This window comes from Mesorhizobium sp. 8 (genome assembly GCF_006351905.1).
Taxonomy (GTDB): domain Bacteria; phylum Pseudomonadota; class Alphaproteobacteria; order Rhizobiales; family Rhizobiaceae; genus Mesorhizobium; species Mesorhizobium composti.
This window is the reverse complement of the sequence record NZ_CP040914.1, coordinates 3,923,182-3,941,320: the sequence shown is the minus strand read 5'-3', so window position 1 is coordinate 3,941,320 and position 18,139 is coordinate 3,923,182. Positions and strand designations below refer to the sequence as shown.

The window sequence follows — 18,139 nt, the reverse complement described above, 5'->3', positions numbered from 1 at the left end:
CTCCCATTGTTGATTGGTATGGCGTTCCCTGTTCTCATGCCCTTATTGGAACCGCGAGGCGCTCGCGACGCAAGATTTAAGTTCGTCGTCCTTGCAGAAACCGGTTGCGCCATCATTCCGCCCGGCCGCGGCTCTAGGCAACCCATTCGGAAACCGGCGCGGCGGCCTCGTCCAGCGGCTGAGAGATGACGTCGACAAGCGTCGGCCCGTCGGCCTCGAGCGCCTTCCTCAATACCGTTTCCAGATCGTCAGGGTCTTCGACGCGCCAGCTCTTCAGGCCGAAGGCGGCGGCGACCGCGGCATGGTCGGTGCGGGTGAAATCGACATTGTGGAAGCGCGCGCCGAAGCCCGAACGCTGGCCGGCCTTGATCCATCCGTAGACGCTGTTGGAGAGCGTGATGAAGGTGATCGGCATGCGGTAGCGGATCGCCGTTTCCAGTTCGCCGACGCTCATGCCGAAGGAGCCGTCGCCCATGACGGCGACCGTCTTGACGCCGGGCCGGCCGATATGCGCCCCCATCGCCGCGCCCATGGCGAAACCGAGGGCACCGTGGGCGCGGTTGGTGATGAAATGGCGGCCCACGCTCGGCCAGCGGTAGTGGGCCGAGAAATAGGGGCACGGCGTTCCGGGATCGGCGCAGACGATGGCGTCGTCGCCAAGCAGCGCCTGCAGTGTCGCGATCACCCGTTCAGGCCGGATCGGCGCCTCGCCGGATGCGGCGAGCGGCGCAAAAGCGGCCAGCTTGGCGTCCCAGGCGGCCTTGGCGCGCGCCGCGCCTCCGTTGGAACCGCCTGTACCGCGTCGCGCGATGTCAGCCGCAATCGCCTCCAGCGCCAGCCGCGCATCCGCGGCGATGGCCACCTCCGTCTTGTAGTTGGCGCCGATGACGGCCGGATCGGAATCGATATGGATGACGCGTATGCCGGTCTTCGGATGACGCCAGCGCTCGGTGGTGACGGAGCCGGCGCGGCAGGCCACGAACAGGACCAGATCGGCCTCCTCGACCACGGCGCGGGTCGAGTCGACGCCACCGTTGGAGCCGACCACGCCGACGGCGCGCGGGTCCGTCTCGGCGATGGCCCCCTGCCCCGAAACGGTCGTCGCAACCGGCATGTCGAGCATCGTTGACAACTGTCGCAGCGCCTCCATCGCCCCGGCGATGACGACGCCGCCGCCGCAGATAGCGACCGCCCTTTTTGCCGACAGCAGCGCCTCGGCCGCCGCCTCGACCGACGCGGCGTCGGGGCCAGCGGGAAGCGCCGGGAACGTCTGGTGGCGCGTGTCGGCCCAGATCTCGTCGGGCGCGACGCTGGCCTTCTGGGTGTCGAAAGGCAGCGCCAGATGAACCGCGCCCGGCCGCCCCGTCGTCATCTCGCGAAAAGCGCGGCGCACCATCGACGGCAGGCGCTGCGCATCGTCGAGCGAAGCGTTCCATTTCGTCGCCGGCCGAAACAGCCCGACCTGGTCGAGTTCGGTCAGCGGATAGCGGCCGCGCGAACCGGTCGAGACATCGCTGTTGATGGCAAGGATCGGAATCGAGCTCTCGTTGGCCTCGACGACGCCGGGCAGGATGTAGGTCGCGCCACCGCCCGACGGGCCCTCGCAGACGCCGGGGCGCCCGATGACGCGCGCATAGGCGTCGGCCATGTAGCCGGCGTGGCGCTCGTCGCGCGTCAGCAGGTGGGCAATGCCGTGGTCCAGCCTGTGAAGCGCGTCGTAGAGCGGCAGCGTCGTGTCGCCGCAAAGGCCGAAGATATGCCTGACCCCATAGGCCTGAAGCATGCGGACCATGGCTTCGGCGCCGGTCATCGCGTTGGTCCTGTCATGCACGGTCACGGATGGCGCCGCCAAGTCTGTCTCTCCCGATTGTCTTGGATAAGGCCTTTCAAAATCACGGCTTATTCTGTATACAGGTCTGAATACTGGTGGCAGACCATGATTGAGTCAAGAGGCCGGGGGAACGAGGGCGGATCGTGAGCGACGGGCTGGTCGAGGCACTGCATGCCGACATCCGGGCCATGGCGATCGACTTTCGCCTCAAGCCCGGCGAGCGCATCAACGAGGTCGCGCTGTCGAAGCGCCTCGAGGCGAGCCGGACGCCGCTGCGCGAGGCGCTGAACCGGCTGGTCGCCGAAGGCTTCCTCACCTTCGAGAGCGGCAAGGGCTTCTTCTGCCGCAAGTATTCGGTCACGGAGGTGCAGGACCTTTATCAGTTGCGGCAGGCGATCGAGCGTTTCGCGGCCGAGCGCGCCGTCGAACTGGCAGCCGACGCCGAGCTGGCCGAACTCGCGGCTTTCCTCGACCGTACCGGCGACCCGACCGGCCGATCCCTGGAAGATCTGCTCGCTTTCGACGAGCATTTCCATGAGACGATCGCATCGTTCTCGCAAAACGCCGAGATCGGCCGCACGCTCGCCAACGTCAATGCGCGCATCCGCTTCTTTCGCTGGGTAGACCTGGGCAGCCGGCGGCAGCGCACGCAGGGCGAGCACCGCGCCATTCTCGACGCCATCCGGGCGCGCGATAAGGGCAAGGCCGTCGCGCTGGTCGACGGCCATATCGCCAGGCGGCGCGACGAGATCGCCGAGGCGGTCAAGGAGTGCCACGCCCGGCTCTTCGTCGAAGACGACTTCGTTCATCCCGCTTTCAAGACGATGGATCAGGCATGCGCGTAACCGGCGGAAAATCGATCTACGGCGCTTCGGTAGGCATTCTCATGCTCGATGCGCGCTTTCCCCGCATTCCCGGCGACATGGGCAACGCCACCACCTGGCCGTTCCCGGTCCACTACAGGATCGTGCGCAGCGCCACGCCCGACCGCGTCGTGCGCAAGGGCGCCGAGGGCCTGCTCGGCGATTTCATCGCGGCTGCACGGGAACTGGTGGCCGACGGCGTCGACGGGATTACGACCAATTGCGGCTTCCTGTCGCTTTTCCAGGAGGAGCTTGCCGATGCCGTCGGCGTACCGGTGGCAACCTCGTCGCTGATGCAGGTCGCCATGGTCAACCGCCTCCTGCCGAGAGGCAGGCGCGCCGGCATCCTCACCATCTCGGCCTCAACGTTGACGTCGCTGCATCTGGACAAGGCCGGCGTGCCGGCGGGAACGCCGGTCGGCACCACCGAAGGCGGCCGCGAATTCACCCGCGCCATTCTCGGAAACGAGCTGGAGCTCGACGTAGAGGCGGCGCGGCAGGACAATATCGACGCCGCTGCCGCGTTGGTCGCCGCCAATCCGGATCTCGGCGCGATCGTGCTCGAATGCACCAACATGGTGCCATACGCAGCCGACATCCACGCGAAGACGAGACTGCCTGTCTTCTCCATCGAGACATTCGTCCGCTGGTTCCAGGGGGCGCTGGCGCCGCGAACCTACGGCTGACTCCCGGCTTGACAGTCCGCTCCGTCGGATGCGGTGGCGACAGGGCCAGACAAGAACTGCCGGCGCGGCCCGCTGTCCGTTCCAAGGCCTAACGCAGAAACTGATCGAGAAGCGAGCCGATCCCGTCTTCTTTCGACGTTTCGGGCTGCGGCGCGGTCGGGTCCGGCGGCGTTTCCGCCGTATTCTCGGCGTCCGTGGCCACGCCGCCGGTCGAAGGAACCTGTTTCGCGGCCTTGCTCTTGAGAAGATCGCCGATGATCGCCTTGGCGGCGTCTTCCGCCGAGGAGGGCTTTGCGGGGTCCTGCCTGCCGGTTTCAGAGCCGTCGCCCCTGATGAGATCGCCGATCAGGTCGGCCGCTCCCTTTCCCGCTTCGCCCGATCCAGCCTGGCCGGGCAGCAGCTTGTCGAGGCCTAGCTTTTCGGTCGGCAACCCGAAGCGGTTCAGCATTTCCAGCGCACCTTTCGGATCCTGCAGCAATTTGCTCAGGTCCGGATAGATGCGCGGCGCCGAAAGCGAACCGTCGACGATGACGGGCACGCCGATCCCCTTCGTCGCGATGTCGCCACCCTGTCCGGAAAGCGAGGCGACGATGCGCGGGTTGAGCTTGATTTCAAGCGTCTGCTCGGCGAGGTCGATCCTGCCGGCGCCATCCATCCTGACCAGCGGGCCCAGCAGGCTGATGTCGTTGGTCTGCGCGATGCCGTTGCCGATGGAAAAGGAAGCGCCGAGCTCGGTGAATGTCGTCTTCTTGCCTTCGTCCGGTTTGAAGCCGCTGGCGAGCAATCCGACCAGGTTGTTATAGACCTCGGCGATGTCGATGCCGCGCAGCGCACCGTCGCTGAACTTCACCGAGGCCTTGCCGCCAAGCGAGCGCCTCAGCGCCTTGCTGGTTTTCCCGGCTCCCGAAACGGCGACATTCGTGTCGAGCCTGCCTTCCAGACGGTCGAACTCCGCCGCGTCGCGAAGCAGCGGCGCTGCCGCGGCGCCGGCAATCGCCATGTCCAGCTTTATGGCCGGCACATCGCCGGAGCCGTCGGCGGACATTGTAGCGGCCACGGTGCCACCGTAGAAAGGACTTTGCGGGACGGTCAGGGCGGCGGTTCCGCCGGCCACGACAAGCGTGGTTTTCACCGGGCCGGCAAAAACCTTGCCATAGCCGATCTTGTCCGCCTCCACGTCGATCTTCGCATCCAGTCCTTTCAGGAACGAAAGATCGATTGGAGCGTCGCCGGACCCGGCCGGGCCTTTGCTGCCCGTGGCCGTGCCGTTTGTCCCGCCCGTGAGCGCTGCGAAATCGAGCTTCGCAAAGCTGAGCGACGTGCGGATGTCAAGCGGCGTTCCGAGTTTGACGGCGCCTTCGCCAGATGCCTTGACGCCATTCAGGCCGACCTTCGCCTTGGTGAAGGAAACCCCTTGCGGGCCGGCATCTACGGCGCCGTCGAAGGCGAAATCCCGCAGGCCGGGGGAACCGCCCTGCCCCAGCCAGCGCAGGAGCTTGTCGAGTGACGGCGAGGTGGCGGAAACCTGGCCCTTGAACGTGCCGCCTGCGCCGACCCTGCCGGTCGCGCTGGCGCCGAGATATTTCGAGGCGACGGAAAGGCTGACCGGTCCCGAGGCCTGGGCTGCGGAAGGGCCGGCCAGGAAATCGGCGGGCGCGAGCTGTGACTTGAAAGCGACCTCCTGCCCCTGCCAGGTCAGTTTACCCGCCACGTCGACCGGCTTGGCGATGTCTTGAATCTTCGCATCGAGGGTCAAGCCGGTGATGTCGCCGAGGGGGCCGCCCTTTGCGTCGGCGAGTGCCGCAAGCGGAACCTTGCCCTGGCGGATGCCGACCGTTCCGCGCAGGTTGAGGCTTTCGCGCATCCTGGCCGGCGCCATCCCGCGAAAGGCGAAGGCCGTATCCACCGTGACTTTCCCCGCCAGCGGGACGGCCTGGCCGACAAGCTTCGCCAGCGCGCCGATGTCCAGGCCGGAACTGGCGACCTTGCCCTGGAAGGCGGGAGACGCCTCCGTTACATCGGTCGAAACCGAGGCGGCGACGGTCCCCGCATCGAGGCCGAGATGTTCCAGTTTCGCTTCGAGCCGCCCGTTGCGCAGCGTCGCGGCGACTTGCACGTCGGATGCGGCGAGCGCGCCGCTGACCAGTTGATCGACCGTGACGCTGACGTCGGCATCGAAGGCCGCCAGCATGGCGAGACTGGGTTCACCGGCGCCGGCGGACGCCCCCTCTCCGCTTGCGCCTCCGTCCCCGGCTGCCATCAGGGTGCCGATGTCGACGCGCTTCGCCGACAGGTCGGCAAGGAACCGAGGCCGCTGCCCGGGCAGGAAAAGCGCGTCCATCCGCAAAGCCTGGCCACTGAGATCGAACTGGCCGCCCCTGATCTGATAGCTGCCGTTCTCGTTCAGCCTGATCTCGCCGCTCGCTTTCAACGAGGCAAGCAACGGCGAGGGCGCCGGCTTGATTTCCGCATCGAGGGCGATTTGGGCCGGCTGGTGCTGGAGGATCGGCCTGAGCGCGGAAAGCCTTCCGTTCAGTTGCACGCGGCGGTCGTCCCGCGTGGCCGAAAGCGAGAAGGCGACCTCGCCGTCGAGGTCCGGCGCCTTCAAATCCGCGTCGATGGCGCCGACAGTGCTTGCAGCCCCGGCTTCGTCGACGATGGTGAGACTGCCGTTCTCGATGGTGATGCGGTTGACGGCCAGCCGCTCCAGCGTCGTCACGAGCGCGGCAAAGGGATCGCCTTTCGACTGGCCGGCCGATGCCGGTTCCGCAGTCTTCGCCACAGCCGGCGGCTTGACGGTGATGACCGGTTCGATCAGCGCGAGCGACCGGATCTCGAGCCTGTCCGACCACAGCGACGACAGCGTGATCGCCGTCGAGAATCCGGGAACCTTGACCGAAAGATCGCCCGCCTCGGTCGAGATGCCGATGTCCCTCGCAACCACCGCCAGGCCGGGCAGGAACGACAGCCGCACCGGGCCTTCCAGCCGGATGTCCATGCCGCTTGCGGACGACAGTTGCCGCCCCAGTTCGGATCGGGCCCAGTCGGTCGAAACCAGCAGGGGCAGCAGGAAAAGCAGCGCGACAACGAGCGTTGCGACGACAATCAGCGCGGCGGCGATTTTTCTCATATCGGTCAGCCAGCATGATCGGAGCGAATCAGTGCCGGTACACCATACATCAGCGCCTGCCGGATTTCACAACCTCGCCGTGCAGAGCGGTGGACACGGTGGACCGGCAACGTCGCCGGCAGGCTCAGCCGGTCGACAAGGTTCGCCTCACCGCGTCGTGCCAGCCCTTCAGCTTGGCCGTCCGGGTCCTGGCGTCCATGGCCGGCTCGAAGCGGCGATCGAGCGCCCAGCTTCGGGCGAACTCCGCCATATCCGGCCACACGCCGGCTTTCGAACCGGCAAGCCACGCCGCTCCCAGCGCCGTCGTTTCCAGGATGGTCGGCCGGTCCACCGGCGCATTGAGGATGTCGGCGAGGCACTGCATGGTCCAGTCCGACGCCACCATGCCGCCGTCGACACGCAGAACGGTTTGTGTCGAATCGCCCTTCCAGTCCTTCTTCATGGCGTCGAGCAGGTCGAGAGTCTGGTAGGCCACCGACTCCAGGGCGGCCCGAGCGAACTCGGCCGGGCCGGAATTGCGGGTCAGGCCGAAGATCGCGCCGCGTGCGTCGGCGTCCCAGTGCGGCGCGCCGAGGCCGACGAAAGCCGGCACCAGATAGACGTTCTGCGTCGGATCGGCTTTCGCCGCCAGTTCGCCGCTCTGGGCGGCCTTGTCGATCATCCTGGCGCCGTCGCGCAGCCACTGAACGGCAGCGCCGGCGATGAAGATCGAGCCTTCCAGCGCATAGGTGGTCCTGCCGTTCAACCGGTAGGCAATGGTGGTCAAAAGCCGGTTCTTCGAGCGCACCATGTCGGTGCCGGTGTTGAGCAAGGCAAAGCAGCCGGTGCCGTAGGTCGACTTCATCATGCCGGGCCGGAAACAGGCCTGGCCGATGGTGGCGGCCTGCTGGTCGCCGGCGACGCCGAGGATGGGGATCGGCGCGCCGAACAGCTTTTTTTCGGTGACGCCGAAATCGTCGGCGCAGTCCCTCACTTCCGGCATCATCCCTGCCGGGATATTCAGGATGCGCAGAAGCTCATCGTCCCATTCGTTTCTGGCAATGTTGTAGATGAGCGTGCGCGAGGCGTTGGTGGCGTCGGTGGCATGGACCTTGCCGCCGGTCAGCCGCCAGACGAGAAAACTGTCGATGGTGCCGGCGATGAGTTCGCCCTTCCCGGCGCGGCGGCGCGCGCCCTTCACCTTGTCCAGCAGCCAAGCGATCTTGGTGCCGGAGAAATAGGGATCGAGCAGCAGGCCGGTCTTTTTCGTGAATTTCGGTTCCAGCCCCTGCTTCTTGAATTTTGCGCAAAGCGGCGCGGTGCGCCGATCTTGCCAGACGATGGCGTTGTGAATCGGTTCGCCGGTCGCCCTGTCCCAGACGACCACCGTCTCGCGCTGGTTGGTGATGCCGATGGCGGCGATGGCGGAAGCGTCAAGCCTGGCCTTTTTCAGCGCCGTCTTCACCGCCCACAGCACGCTGGACCAGATTTCCTCCGGGTCGTGCTCGACCCAGCCGGAGGCAGGATAGTGCTGCGTGAATCCCTTCTGGCCGACGCCGACGATCTTCATTTTTCGATCGAAGACGATGGCGCGGCTGGACGTAGTGCCCTGGTCGATGGCGAGGATATTTCCCGACACGCAGTTCCTCCCATAGGTTGGTGTGGTGCGTCCTTCGAGGCTCGCTGCGCTCGCACCTCAGGATGAGGACCGCATGGTGCCAATCCCGATGATGGGTGTTTGCACAGGCCTCCCTCATCCTGAGGTGCGAGCGCAGCGAGCCTCGAAGGACGCACCAAAAGGAGGCGGCGCGATGCCGCCTCCCCCTTGTCACGGCACGGGCGCGGACGCCCGCGTCAACTTACTGTTTCTGCCAGCTCTTGACCAACTCGTCGTAGTTGATCGTGATCGGCTTTTCCTTCTCGTTCTCGATCTTCAGCTGCGGCGCAAGGTTGCCCTTCGAGACGGCATCCTTGTTCCAGTATTCGAGATCGTGCTCCTCGGCGAGCTTCGGGCCGATGTCGCCCTGCACGCCCGACTTCTCGATGCGGGCCATGACCTTCTCCTGCTCGGCGCAGAGCGAATCCATGGCTTCCTGCGCCGTCTTGGCGCCGGAGGACGCATCGCCGATCGCCTGCCACCAGAGCTGCGCCAGCTTCGGGTAATCCGGAACATTCGTTCCGGTGGGGGACCACTGCACGCGGGCCGGCGAGCGGTAGAACTCGATCAGGCCACCGAGCTTCGGCGCGCGTTCGGTGAAGCTCTTGTCGTGGATGGTGGAGTCGCGGATGAAGGTAAGGCCGACATGGCTCTTCTTCACGTCCACGGTCTTGGAGGTGACGAACTGCGCATAGAGCCAGGCGGCCTTGGCGCGGTCGTCGGGCGTTGATTTCATCAGCGTCCACGAACCGACGTCCTGATAGCCGAGCTTCATGCCGTCCTTCCAGTAGACGCCGTGCGGCGACGGCGCCATGCGCCACTTCGGCGTGCCGTCCTCGTTCATCACCGGCAGGCCGGGCTTGACCATGTCTGCCGTGAAAGCGGTGTACCAGAATATCTGCTGGGCGATGTTGCCCTGCGCCGGAACCGGCCCGCTCTCGGAGAAGGTCATGCCCTGGGCTTCGGCCGGTGCGTAGGCCTTGATCCAGTCAAGGTATTTCTGGATGGCGTAGACCGAGGCCGGGCCATTGGTATCGCCGCCGCGTGCCACGCAGGAGCCGACCGGCTGCGATTTCTCATTGACCTTGATGCCCCATTCGTCGACCGGCAGGCCGTTCGGGATGCCCTTGTCGCCGTTGCCAGCCATGGAGAGCCACGCATCGGTGAAGCGCCAGCCCAGCGACGGGTCTTTCTTGCCGTAGTCCATGTGGCCGTAGACCTTCTTGCCGTCGACCTCGCGACCGGTGAAGAACTCGGCAATGTCCTCATAAGCCGACCAGTTAACCGGCACGCCAAGGTCATAGCCGTACTTGGCCTTGAAGTCCGCCTTGTTCTTCTCGTCGTTGAACCAGTCGTAGCGGAACCAATAGAGGTTGGCGAACTGCTGGTCGGGAAGCTGGTAGAGCTTCTTGTCCGGCGCGGTAGTGAAGGACGAGCCGATGAAGTCCTTGAGGTCAAGGCCCGGGTTGGTGACGTCCTTGCCTTCGTTGGCCATGAAGTCGGTCAGGTTGCGCACCTGCTTGTAACGCCAGTGCGTGCCGATCAGGTCGGAATCGTTGACCCAGCCGTCGTAGAGGTTCTGGCCGGTCTGCATCTGGGTCTGGATCTTCTCGACCACGTCGCCTTCCTGCAGAAGGTCGTGCGTCACCTTGATGCCGGTGATGGCGGTGAAGGCGGGCGCAAGCACCTTCGATTCATACTCGTGAGTCGTCAGTGTTTCCGACACAACCTTGATGTCCATGCCGGCAAAGGGCTTGGCCGCGTCGATGAACCACTGCATTTCCTTTTCCTGGTCGGCGCGCGAAAGCGTCGACAGGTCGCCGATTTCCTTGTCCAGGAAGGTTTTCGCCTCGTCCATGCCGGCGAAAGCCTGGTTCACGCAGAAGAGAAGTGCCAGCGCGCTCGTCGATGCTAATATTTGCCGTCGCATTGCGTTTCCTCCGATTGAAAAAGGTTTCAAGTGCGATCCGGGGCGGTGGCGTGCAGGCCGCCGCCCCGACTGTTTCTCCCCTAAACGTAGCGAAACACCGCGATGGCGTAGACTACGCAGAGAGCGAGAGCCCACCACAGGTTGGGTCCGACAAGGCCCAACCAAGCGAGATGGATGAAGGCGCTGCCAAGCAGCGAAATGAACAGGCGATCGCCGCGCGTCGTCTCGAAGCGCAGCAGGCCGATACGCGGATTGCCACCCGGCGAGGCGTATTCCCACACCGCCATCAGCGACAGGATGAAGGCGATGGTCAGGAAAAACAGGGCCGTCGGAAACGTCCATGCCATCCAGCCGCCGGTAACCAGCGGCGCGGTCCAGTCGCGCGCGCCATCCGCGGTCGGAACGAAGGCCGCCAGCAGGCCGGTGGCTGCGAGGTAGATCCCAAGAACCACGATCAGAGGAATGATCCAGTTGCGCCTGACTTCCATCACACCCTCCCCAGGGCGAAGCCCTTGGCGATGTAGTTGCGCACGAACCAGATCACCAGCGCACCGGGGATGAGGGTGAGCACGCCGGCGGCGGCGAGCAGGCCCCAGTCCATGCCGGCCGCCGAAACCGTGCGGGTCATGACGGCGGCGATCGGCTTGGCGTCGGTGGTGGTGAGCGTGCGCGCCAGCAGCAACTCCACCCAGGAAAACATGAAGCAGAAGAAGCAGGCGACGCCTATGCCGCTAGCGATCAGCGGCATGAAGATCTTCACGAAGAAGCGCGGGAAGGAATAGCCGTCGATATAGGCCGTCTCGTCGATCTCCTTCGGTACGCCCGACATGAAGCCTTCGAGAATCCACACCGCCAGCGGTACGTTGAACAGGCAGTGCGCCAGCGCCACCGCCCAATAAGTGTCGATCAGGCCGAAGGCCGAATAAAGCTGGAAGAACGGCAGGGCGAACACCGCCGGCGGCGCCATGCGGTTGGTCAGCAGCCAGAAGAACAGGTGCTTGTCGCCGAGGAAGCGGTAGCGCGAGAAGGCATAAGCCGCCGGCAGCGCCACGGCGACCGAGATCACCATGTTCATGACCACATAGGAGATCGAGTTGATGTAGCCGGAATACCACGACGGATCGGTGAAGATGATGGCGTAGTTGCGGAGCGTCGGCTGGTGCGGATAGAGCGTCAGCGAGGTGACGATCTCGCGGTTGGTCTTGAAGCTCATGTTGACGAGCCAGTAGATCGGCACCAGCAGGAACACGATGTAGAGCGTCGGAACCAGCCACCACCAGCGCGACTCGTCGCCGCGCCGACGCATGCGGCGGGCGATCTGTTCCTGTGCGGCGTTCGCCGCGGGGGCGCCCGCATCGTCCATCGCCTGCCCTGTCCTTTCGTTCACCCCGGCCATGGCTCAGCGTTCCGCGTCATAGTTGGTCATGACGGTGTAAAACGCCCATGACAGAAGCAGGATGATGAGGAAGTAGACCAACGACATCGCCGCCGCCTGGCCGAGATTGAACTCGCCGAGCGCCATCTTCACGAGATCGATGGACATGAAAGTGGTCGAGTTGCCGGGGCCGCCGCCGGTGACGACGAAGGGTTCGGTATAGATCATGAAACTGTCCATGAAGCGCAGCAGCACCGCAATCAGCAAAACCCGCTGCATCTTCGGCAATTGGATGTAGCGGAAGACCGCCCAGCGCGAGGCGCCGTCGATCTTCGCCGCCTGGTAGAAGGCGTCGGGGATCGACACCAGGCCGGCATAGCAGAGCAGCACGACGAGGCTGGTCCAGTGCCAGACGTCCATGACGATGACCGTCACCCAGGCGTCGAACGGATCCTGCACGTAGTTGTAGTCGACGCCGAGCGCGTTGACATAGTAACCGAGCAGGCCGATGTCGCCGCGTCCGAACACCTGCCAGATGGTGCCGACGACATTCCACGGCACCAGGAGCGGCAGCGCCATCAGCACCAGGCAGGTCGGCACGCCCCAGCCGCGCCGCGGCATGTTGAGGGCGATGAAGATGCCCAGCGGCACTTCGATCGCGAGGATGATTGCGGAGAAGATCAGGTTGCGGAACATCGATTCCCAGAACCGGGACGAAGCCAGCAGTTCCTGATACCAGTCCACGCCGTTCCAGAAGAACTGGTTGTTGCCGAACGTGTCCTGCACCGAATAGTTCACGACCGTCATCAGCGGGATGACGGCGGAGAAGGCGACCAGCACCAGCACCGGCAGTACGAGGAACCAGGCCCTGTTGTTCCATGTCTTGTCCATGGCTCAGGCTCCCATCTCGACGCGCCAGGATCCGGCGTAGATGTTGATGCCCGCGGGGTCGAAGCTGAGCTTCGGCTCGGCGGGAATCTCTTCGTCCTCGCCGACGATCGCAGCGACATCGCGGCCTTCCAGCCTGGCGCGCACGACCTTGTGGCGGCCGACGTCCTCGACCTTGGAGACCGAAACGGGCATGCCCTCGCGGCCGATCCGGACGTATTCGGGCCGGATACCGAGTTCCATCGTCCCTTCCCCACTCGCCGGCGTGCCGGGCAGTTCGATGATCTGGTCGCCCAGCCTCGCCCGGCGTCCGTCCACCGCCACCGGCATGAAATTCATGCCCGGCGAGCCGATGAAATAGCCGACGAAGGTGTGCTTCGGCCGCTCGAACAGTTCCGCCGGCGTGCCGATCTGGACGATGCCGCCGTCAAACATGACGACGACCTGATCGGCGAAGGTCAACGCTTCGGTCTGATCGTGGGTGACATAGACCATGGTGTAGCCGAAGCGGCGGTGAAGCTGCTTCAACTGCGAGCGCAGCACCCATTTCATGTGCGGATCGATGACCGTCAGCGGTTCGTCGAACAGGATGGCATTGACGTCGGAGCGCACCAGGCCGCGGCCGAGCGAGATCTTCTGCTTCTGGTCGGCGGTCAGGCCCCTCGCCTTGCGCCTGGCCCAGTCGGCAAGGTCGATCATGTCCAGCGTCTCGCGCACCCGGCGCTCGACCACGTCCGCCGGCACGCCGCGATTGCGCAACGGGAAGGCCAGGTTGTCGTAGACGGTCATGGTGTCGTAGATGACCGGGAACTGGAACACCTGCGCGATGTTGCGCTCCTGCGTCGACAGGCCGGTCACGTCCTTGCCGTCGAACAGCAGTTTCCCGTGGGAGGGTTTGAGCAGGCCGGAAATGATGTTGAGCAGCGTGGTCTTGCCGCAGCCGGAGGGCCCGAGCAGCGCATAGGCGCCGCCGTCCTCGAAGGTGTGATCGACCTCCCTCAGCGCGAAGTCGGAATCCTTCGACGGATTCGGCAGGTAGGAGTGGCGGATATGCTCGACGTCGATGCGCGCCATCGTCTCCTCCCTATGCCGCCAGCCGGGGCGCGACCGAAACGGCGCGGCCATGCTTGTCGAAGACCATGATGTGGCGCGGGTCGATGAACACCTCGACCTGCTCGTCCGGCTCGAACTCGCGGATGCCATGCGCCAACATGATCCAGCGCACGTCGGCAAAATCGAGATGCACGAAGCTTTCCGAGCCGGTGATCTCGGTGATCGACACCTTGGCGCGCACCGGCACGGCGGCCGGGTTCGGCCGTTCGAGAGAAAGATGATGCGGCTGGAAGCCGATCGTGTAGCTGGCGTCGGCAATGCCGGCGAGGGCCGCCGGCACAGGCAGGTTTACCCCGCCGTCGAGCAGAAAATGATTGCCCTGCTTGCCGAGCATAATGGTGTTCAGCGGCGGGTCGGCGAAGGTCCTCGCCGTGACCAGGTCGACCGGCTTGCGGAACACCTCGACCGTTGGCCCGAACTGGGTGACGCGGCCTTCGCTCAGCGTCGCGGTGTTGCCGCCAAGCAGCAACGCCTCGTGCGGCTCGGTCGTGGCATAGACGAAGATGGTGCCGGCCTCGGCGAATATCTTCGGCAGTTCCTCGCGCAGTTCCTCGCGCAGCTTGTAGTCGAGATTGGCCAGCGGCTCGTCCAGCAGCACCAAGCTGGCGTTCTTGACGATGGCTCGGGCGAGCGCGGTGCGCTGCTGCTGGCCGCCGGAAAGGTTGAGCGGCGTGCGGTCGAGATAGGGTGTCAGCTTCAGCAGTTCCGCTGCCTTGCGAACCTCGCTGTCGACCTTGCCCTTCTCGACGCCTGCAACGCGTAGCGGCGAGGCGATGTTCTCGTAGACCGTCATCGCCGGGTAGTTGATGAACTGCTGGTAGACCATGGCGACGTTGCGCTGCTGGACGGCCAAGCCGGTAACATCCTTGCCGTCGAACCAGACGGAGCCGGAGGTCGGCTTGTCCAGGCCCGCCATCAGCCGCATCAGGCTGGTCTTGCCGGAAAGCGTTGGGCCGAGCAGAACGTTCAGCGAGCCGTGCGCGAGCGTCAGCGACACATCGGCGATGTGCGTGGCACCGCCCACGACCTTCGAGACGTTCTTCAGTTCCAGCATTCGGCTTCTCCCCCTTTTTGCGGTCTATTCCGCCGCCGCGCTCTGTCCCTTGTCCAGCTCCCGCATGAAATCCTCCAGCGCCGCCACCTGCTCGCGGCTCAGATGCAGGCCGCGCTTGGTGCGGCGCCACAGCACGTCCTCGGCCGTTTGCGCCCACTCGTGCTCGACGAGATAGCGCACCTCGGCCTCGTAAAGGTCACCGCCGAAGTCGCGCCCGAGATCGGCCGTCGACCTGGCGGTTCCGAGCAAGGTGCGGGCACAGGTGCCGTAGAGCCTGACAAGGCGATGCGCGAGGCGGGCCTCCAGGAAAGGAAAATCGGCCTGCAGCGTGCCGACCTCGGCCTTGAAGCCGGTCGCCGGGAAATCGCCGCCCGGCAGCGGCGCCGTCGCGGTCCACGGCCTGCCGCGCTTGCCGAGAAAGCCTTCGATCTTCTCCAGCATGGATTCCGACAGCCGGCGATAGGTGGTGATCTTGCCGCCGAAGGCGCTGACCAGCGGGGCGGTGGCGCCGCCGCCGTCAGCCTTGAGCACGTAGTCGCGCGTCGCCTCCTGCGCCTTCGACGCTCCATCGTCATACAGCGGGCGCACCGCCGAATAGCTCCAAACGATATCCTCGCGGCGAACGGGATCGGCGAAATATTCGCTCGCCGCCGCGCACAGGTAGTCGATCTCCGCATCGGAAATCTTCACATCATGCGGATCGGCATCGTAGTCGCGGTCGGTCGTGCCGATCAGCGTGAAGTCTTCCTCATAGGGAATGGCGAAGATGATGCGCCCGTCTTTGTTCTGGAAGAAATAGGCGCGCGGATCGTCGAATTTCTTGCGCACGACGATATGGCTGCCCTGCACGAGGCGGACATTGTGCGCGTTCTGGCCGACTACTTCGGCCAGCACATGGTCGACCCAAGGGCCGGCGGCGTTGACCAGCAGCCGCGCCTTCACCTCTTCGGTCCGGCGGTTGCGAAGGTCCTCGAGGGTAATCGCCCAGTTGTCGCCATCGCGGCGCGCCCCGACCACCCTGGTACGCGTCCGGATGGTCGCACCGCGATCCGCCGCGTCACGGGCGTTCAACGCCACCAGCCGGGCGTCGTTGACCCAGCCGTCGGAATACTCGAACGCCTTGGAAAAAATCGGCTTCAACGGCTTGCCGGCAGGGTCCCTGCGCATGTCGAGCGTGCGGGTCGCCGGCAGCAGCTTGCGGCCGCCGATATGGTCGTAAAGGAAGAGGCCGAGCCTGAGCATCCAGGCCGGCCGCTGGCCGCCGCTGAAATAGGGCAGCACGAAGCGCATCGGCCAGATGATGTGCGGCGCGTTTTTCCACAGCACCTCGCGCTCCATCAGGGCTTCGCGCACCAGGCGGAACTCGTAGAATTCGAGATAGCGCAAGCCGCCGTGGATGAGCTTGGTGGAGCCGGACGACGTGCCGCTCGCCAGATCGCCCATCTCCGCCAGGAAAACCGAAAATCCCCGCCCGACCGCGTCGCGGGCGATGCCGCAGCCGTTGATGCCGCCGCCGATGACGAAGATGTCGTGGATCGGGGACTCGCCCACCTTTGCCTCCCGCGATTTCGTATCGCACGTCATGCGACATTTCCGAAACCATGTGGCGATTATTTCGAAGCGAGAACGAATGTCAAACGAAATCCTGAGGATCGACGCAAACTTCGATTCCCAGGTCCCGAGCTTGGGCAGGCCGATATTTTCCATGCCGTGGTCTGGGGCATTCGTCACCGTGATGGCGCTGATGATCGGCGCGCTGATTGCCCACGGCGTCGCTCCCGGACCGATGCCCGCCTCCGGGAAGCCGGAGAGCTTCCGGGGCGTCATCGCATCGATGTGGGTCGGCAACGTGATGCTCGTCGTGCTCAACCTGCCTCCGGTCGGCATATGGGTGAAGCTGCTGAGCGTTCCCTTCGAGTATCTCTATCCCGCGATCCTCGTGCCCTGCGCCATTGGCACCTGCACGTTGTCAGCCACGCTGTTCGACGTCTGGCCCTTGATAGGCTTCGAGGCCCTCGGCTATATCTTCCTCAAGCTGGGCTGCGAGCCGGCGTCGCTCATCATGAGCGTCATCCTCGGCCCCATGATGGAGGAGATTTTTCGCTGCGCCATGTTCCTTGCGCGCGGCGATTTCACCAATTTCGTCACCCGGCCCGTCTCGCTGGGATTGCTGGTCCTTTCGCTTGTCGCGCTCGTCGCCGTGTCGATGCCGGCGATCGGCAAGGTCCGTGAACAGGCGTTCGAGGAGTGATCGAATGAGCCACCACGTCGTCGTCATCGGTGCGGGTATCGTCGGCGCATGCACCGCTGTCGAGCTTTTGCGCGGCGGCTGCCGCGTCACCATCCTGGAAGCCGGCGAAGCAGGCGGGCGGCAGGCGGCGAGCTTCGGCAACGGCGCATGGATCAGTCCGGCCTCGATCGTTCCGATGTCCATGCCCGGCCTCTGGCGCAAGGTGCCGGGCTTTCTCCTCGACCCGCTCGGGCCGCTGACCATACGCTGGACGGCGCTGCCCGGCCTCGCCTCCTGGCTGATGCGATTTCTCAAGGCCGGGTCGAGCGTGGCGCGGGTAGAGAGAACGGCGCGCCTGCTTTCGGCCCTGCTGGCGGACGCACCGGCGCGCCATAAGGATCTGGCCGACGAAGCCGGCGCCGGGCACCTGATCCGGCAGTCGGGGCTGCTCTACGCCTATCCCGACCGCATCGCCTTCGAGGCCGAAAGCCTCGCCTGGCGGCTACGGCGCGACAACGGCGTCGCCTGGAGCGAACTCGAGGAAACTGAACTGCGCGCCTTCGAACCGTCGCTCGGACCGCAGTACAGGCTCGGCATCCTCGTCGGCGAAGGCGCGCATTGCCTCGACCCCGGCGCCTACGTTGCGGCCCTGGTGGCGCATGCGGTGTCGCGCGGTGCCCGGCTCGTCAAGGCGCAGGCGACCGGCTTCGTCTTCGACGCCGGCCGACTGAGCGGGGTCAAGGTCGGCGGGCGGGAAACCATCGCCTGCGACACGGTGGTCCTCTCAGCCGGCATCGGCTCGCGAAGCCTTGCCCGGCAGGCCGGCGACAGCGTGCCGCTCGTCAGCGAGCGCGGCTATCATGTCGAGATCCGCGATCCGGCGATGACGCTTGCCGTTCCGGTGATGCCCAGCGACGGCAAGATGGGCATCACCATGACGGAGGGCGGGCTGCGCGCCGCCGGTCAGGTCGAGCTCGCGGCGGTCGAAGCTGCTCCCGACTGGAGGCGGGCCGATGTGCTGCTCGACCACCTCAAGCGCGCCTTTCCGCCGCTGGCCGGCACGGTCAGGCCCGACTCCGTCGCCCGCTGGATGGGGCATCGGCCGTCGACGCCCGACGGCCTGCCCGTCATCGGCCGCTCCACTGCGTCGGCCGACATTTTCCATGCCTTCGGCCACGGCCATGTCGGCCTGGCTGCGGGGCCGGCGACCGGCCGGATCGTCGCCGACATCATTTGCGGCCGCGCGCCTGCGATCCCGGTCGAGCCCTACCGCGCCGCCCGCTTCCGATAGAACGGCCGCTGACGCTCAAATCGCCGAAGAGATCGCGGCATGGCTCAAGTCCGCGCCGCCGTTGGAAGAAGCCCGGAAGCCGGGATAGTGTCTCGACGAGACAGGAACCGGA

General features: G+C 65.3%; 14 protein-coding genes. 4 read left to right on the top strand and 10 right to left on the bottom strand.

Annotated features, from left to right (window positions below):
* Positions 1–133: 133 nt before the first annotated feature.
* On the bottom strand, positions 134–1,852 hold the full coding sequence (locus FGU64_RS19060) for a thiamine pyrophosphate-binding protein (protein WP_246671150.1): 1,719 nt from the start codon (positions 1,850–1,852) through the stop codon (positions 134–136).
* A gap of 122 nt (positions 1,853–1,974) precedes the next feature.
* Here FGU64_RS19060 and FGU64_RS19055 point away from each other — a divergent pair, with 122 nt between their 5' ends.
* Positions 1,975–2,676 carry a GntR family transcriptional regulator gene (locus tag FGU64_RS19055; RefSeq protein WP_210239042.1) on the top strand — a complete coding sequence of 234 codons (702 nt, stop codon included), beginning with the start codon at positions 1,975–1,977 and terminating at the stop codon, positions 2,674–2,676.
* Positions 2,667–3,380 (top strand): aspartate/glutamate racemase family protein, encoded by a 714-nt coding sequence (locus FGU64_RS19050; RefSeq protein ID WP_139954586.1) that lies wholly within the window; start codon positions 2,667–2,669, stop codon positions 3,378–3,380. Before FGU64_RS19055 ends, FGU64_RS19050 begins: the two co-directional genes overlap by 10 nt.
* 88 nt (positions 3,381–3,468) lie before the next feature.
* Here FGU64_RS19050 and FGU64_RS19045 read toward each other — a convergent pair whose 3' ends face one another.
* The 9 genes from FGU64_RS19045 to glpD all read right to left on the bottom strand — a co-directional run bounded on the left by FGU64_RS19045 (position 3,469) and on the right by glpD (position 16,090).
* Complete coding sequence (locus FGU64_RS19045; RefSeq protein ID WP_139954585.1) at positions 3,469–6,510, bottom strand: AsmA family protein; 3,042 nt, start codon at positions 6,508–6,510, stop codon at positions 3,469–3,471.
* A gap of 124 nt (positions 6,511–6,634) precedes the next feature.
* Complete coding sequence (gene glpK, locus FGU64_RS19040) at positions 6,635–8,128, bottom strand: glycerol kinase GlpK (RefSeq protein ID WP_139954584.1); 1,494 nt, start codon at positions 8,126–8,128, stop codon at positions 6,635–6,637.
* Positions 8,129–8,348: 220 nt separating this feature from the next.
* Positions 8,349–10,076, bottom strand: coding sequence for an ABC transporter substrate-binding protein (locus tag FGU64_RS19035; RefSeq protein WP_136359999.1), 1,728 nt, complete (start codon positions 10,074–10,076; stop codon positions 8,349–8,351).
* Positions 10,077–10,156: 80 nt separating this feature from the next.
* A complete protein-coding gene (locus tag FGU64_RS19030) occupies positions 10,157–10,564 on the bottom strand; it encodes a DUF2160 domain-containing protein (RefSeq protein ID WP_139954583.1) in 408 nt (135 codons plus the stop codon).
* On the bottom strand, positions 10,564–11,439 hold the full coding sequence (locus FGU64_RS19025; protein ID WP_246671373.1) for a carbohydrate ABC transporter permease: 876 nt from the start codon (positions 11,437–11,439) through the stop codon (positions 10,564–10,566). Before FGU64_RS19025 ends, FGU64_RS19030 begins: the two co-directional genes overlap by 1 nt.
* A 36-nt stretch (positions 11,440–11,475) precedes the next feature.
* On the bottom strand, positions 11,476–12,342 hold the full coding sequence (locus tag FGU64_RS19020) for a sugar ABC transporter permease (RefSeq protein ID WP_136359997.1): 867 nt from the start codon (positions 12,340–12,342) through the stop codon (positions 11,476–11,478).
* Between the two features lie 3 nt (positions 12,343–12,345).
* On the bottom strand, positions 12,346–13,413 hold the full coding sequence (locus FGU64_RS19015) for an ABC transporter ATP-binding protein (RefSeq protein ID WP_139954581.1): 1,068 nt from the start codon (positions 13,411–13,413) through the stop codon (positions 12,346–12,348).
* A 10-nt stretch (positions 13,414–13,423) separates the two neighbouring features.
* Positions 13,424–14,506 carry an ABC transporter ATP-binding protein gene (locus FGU64_RS19010; protein ID WP_139954580.1) on the bottom strand — a complete coding sequence of 361 codons (1,083 nt, stop codon included), beginning with the start codon at positions 14,504–14,506 and terminating at the stop codon, positions 13,424–13,426.
* A 24-nt stretch (positions 14,507–14,530) separates the two neighbouring features.
* Positions 14,531–16,090, bottom strand: coding sequence for a glycerol-3-phosphate dehydrogenase (gene glpD / locus FGU64_RS19005; RefSeq protein WP_180375570.1), 1,560 nt, complete (start codon positions 16,088–16,090; stop codon positions 14,531–14,533).
* On the opposite strand from glpD, the gene FGU64_RS19000 reads away from it, so the two are divergent.
* Together FGU64_RS19000 and FGU64_RS18995 are read left to right on the top strand one after the other, a co-directional pair.
* Complete coding sequence (locus FGU64_RS19000; protein ID WP_246671149.1) at positions 16,023–16,757, top strand: tripartite tricarboxylate transporter permease; 735 nt, start codon at positions 16,023–16,025, stop codon at positions 16,755–16,757. The two genes, glpD and FGU64_RS19000, sit on opposite strands and share 68 nt — an antisense overlap.
* Positions 16,758–16,761: 4 nt before the next feature.
* Positions 16,762–18,027 (top strand): FAD-binding oxidoreductase, encoded by a 1,266-nt coding sequence (locus FGU64_RS18995; protein ID WP_139954577.1) that lies wholly within the window; start codon positions 16,762–16,764, stop codon positions 18,025–18,027.
* Positions 18,028–18,139: the final 112 nt, after the last annotated feature.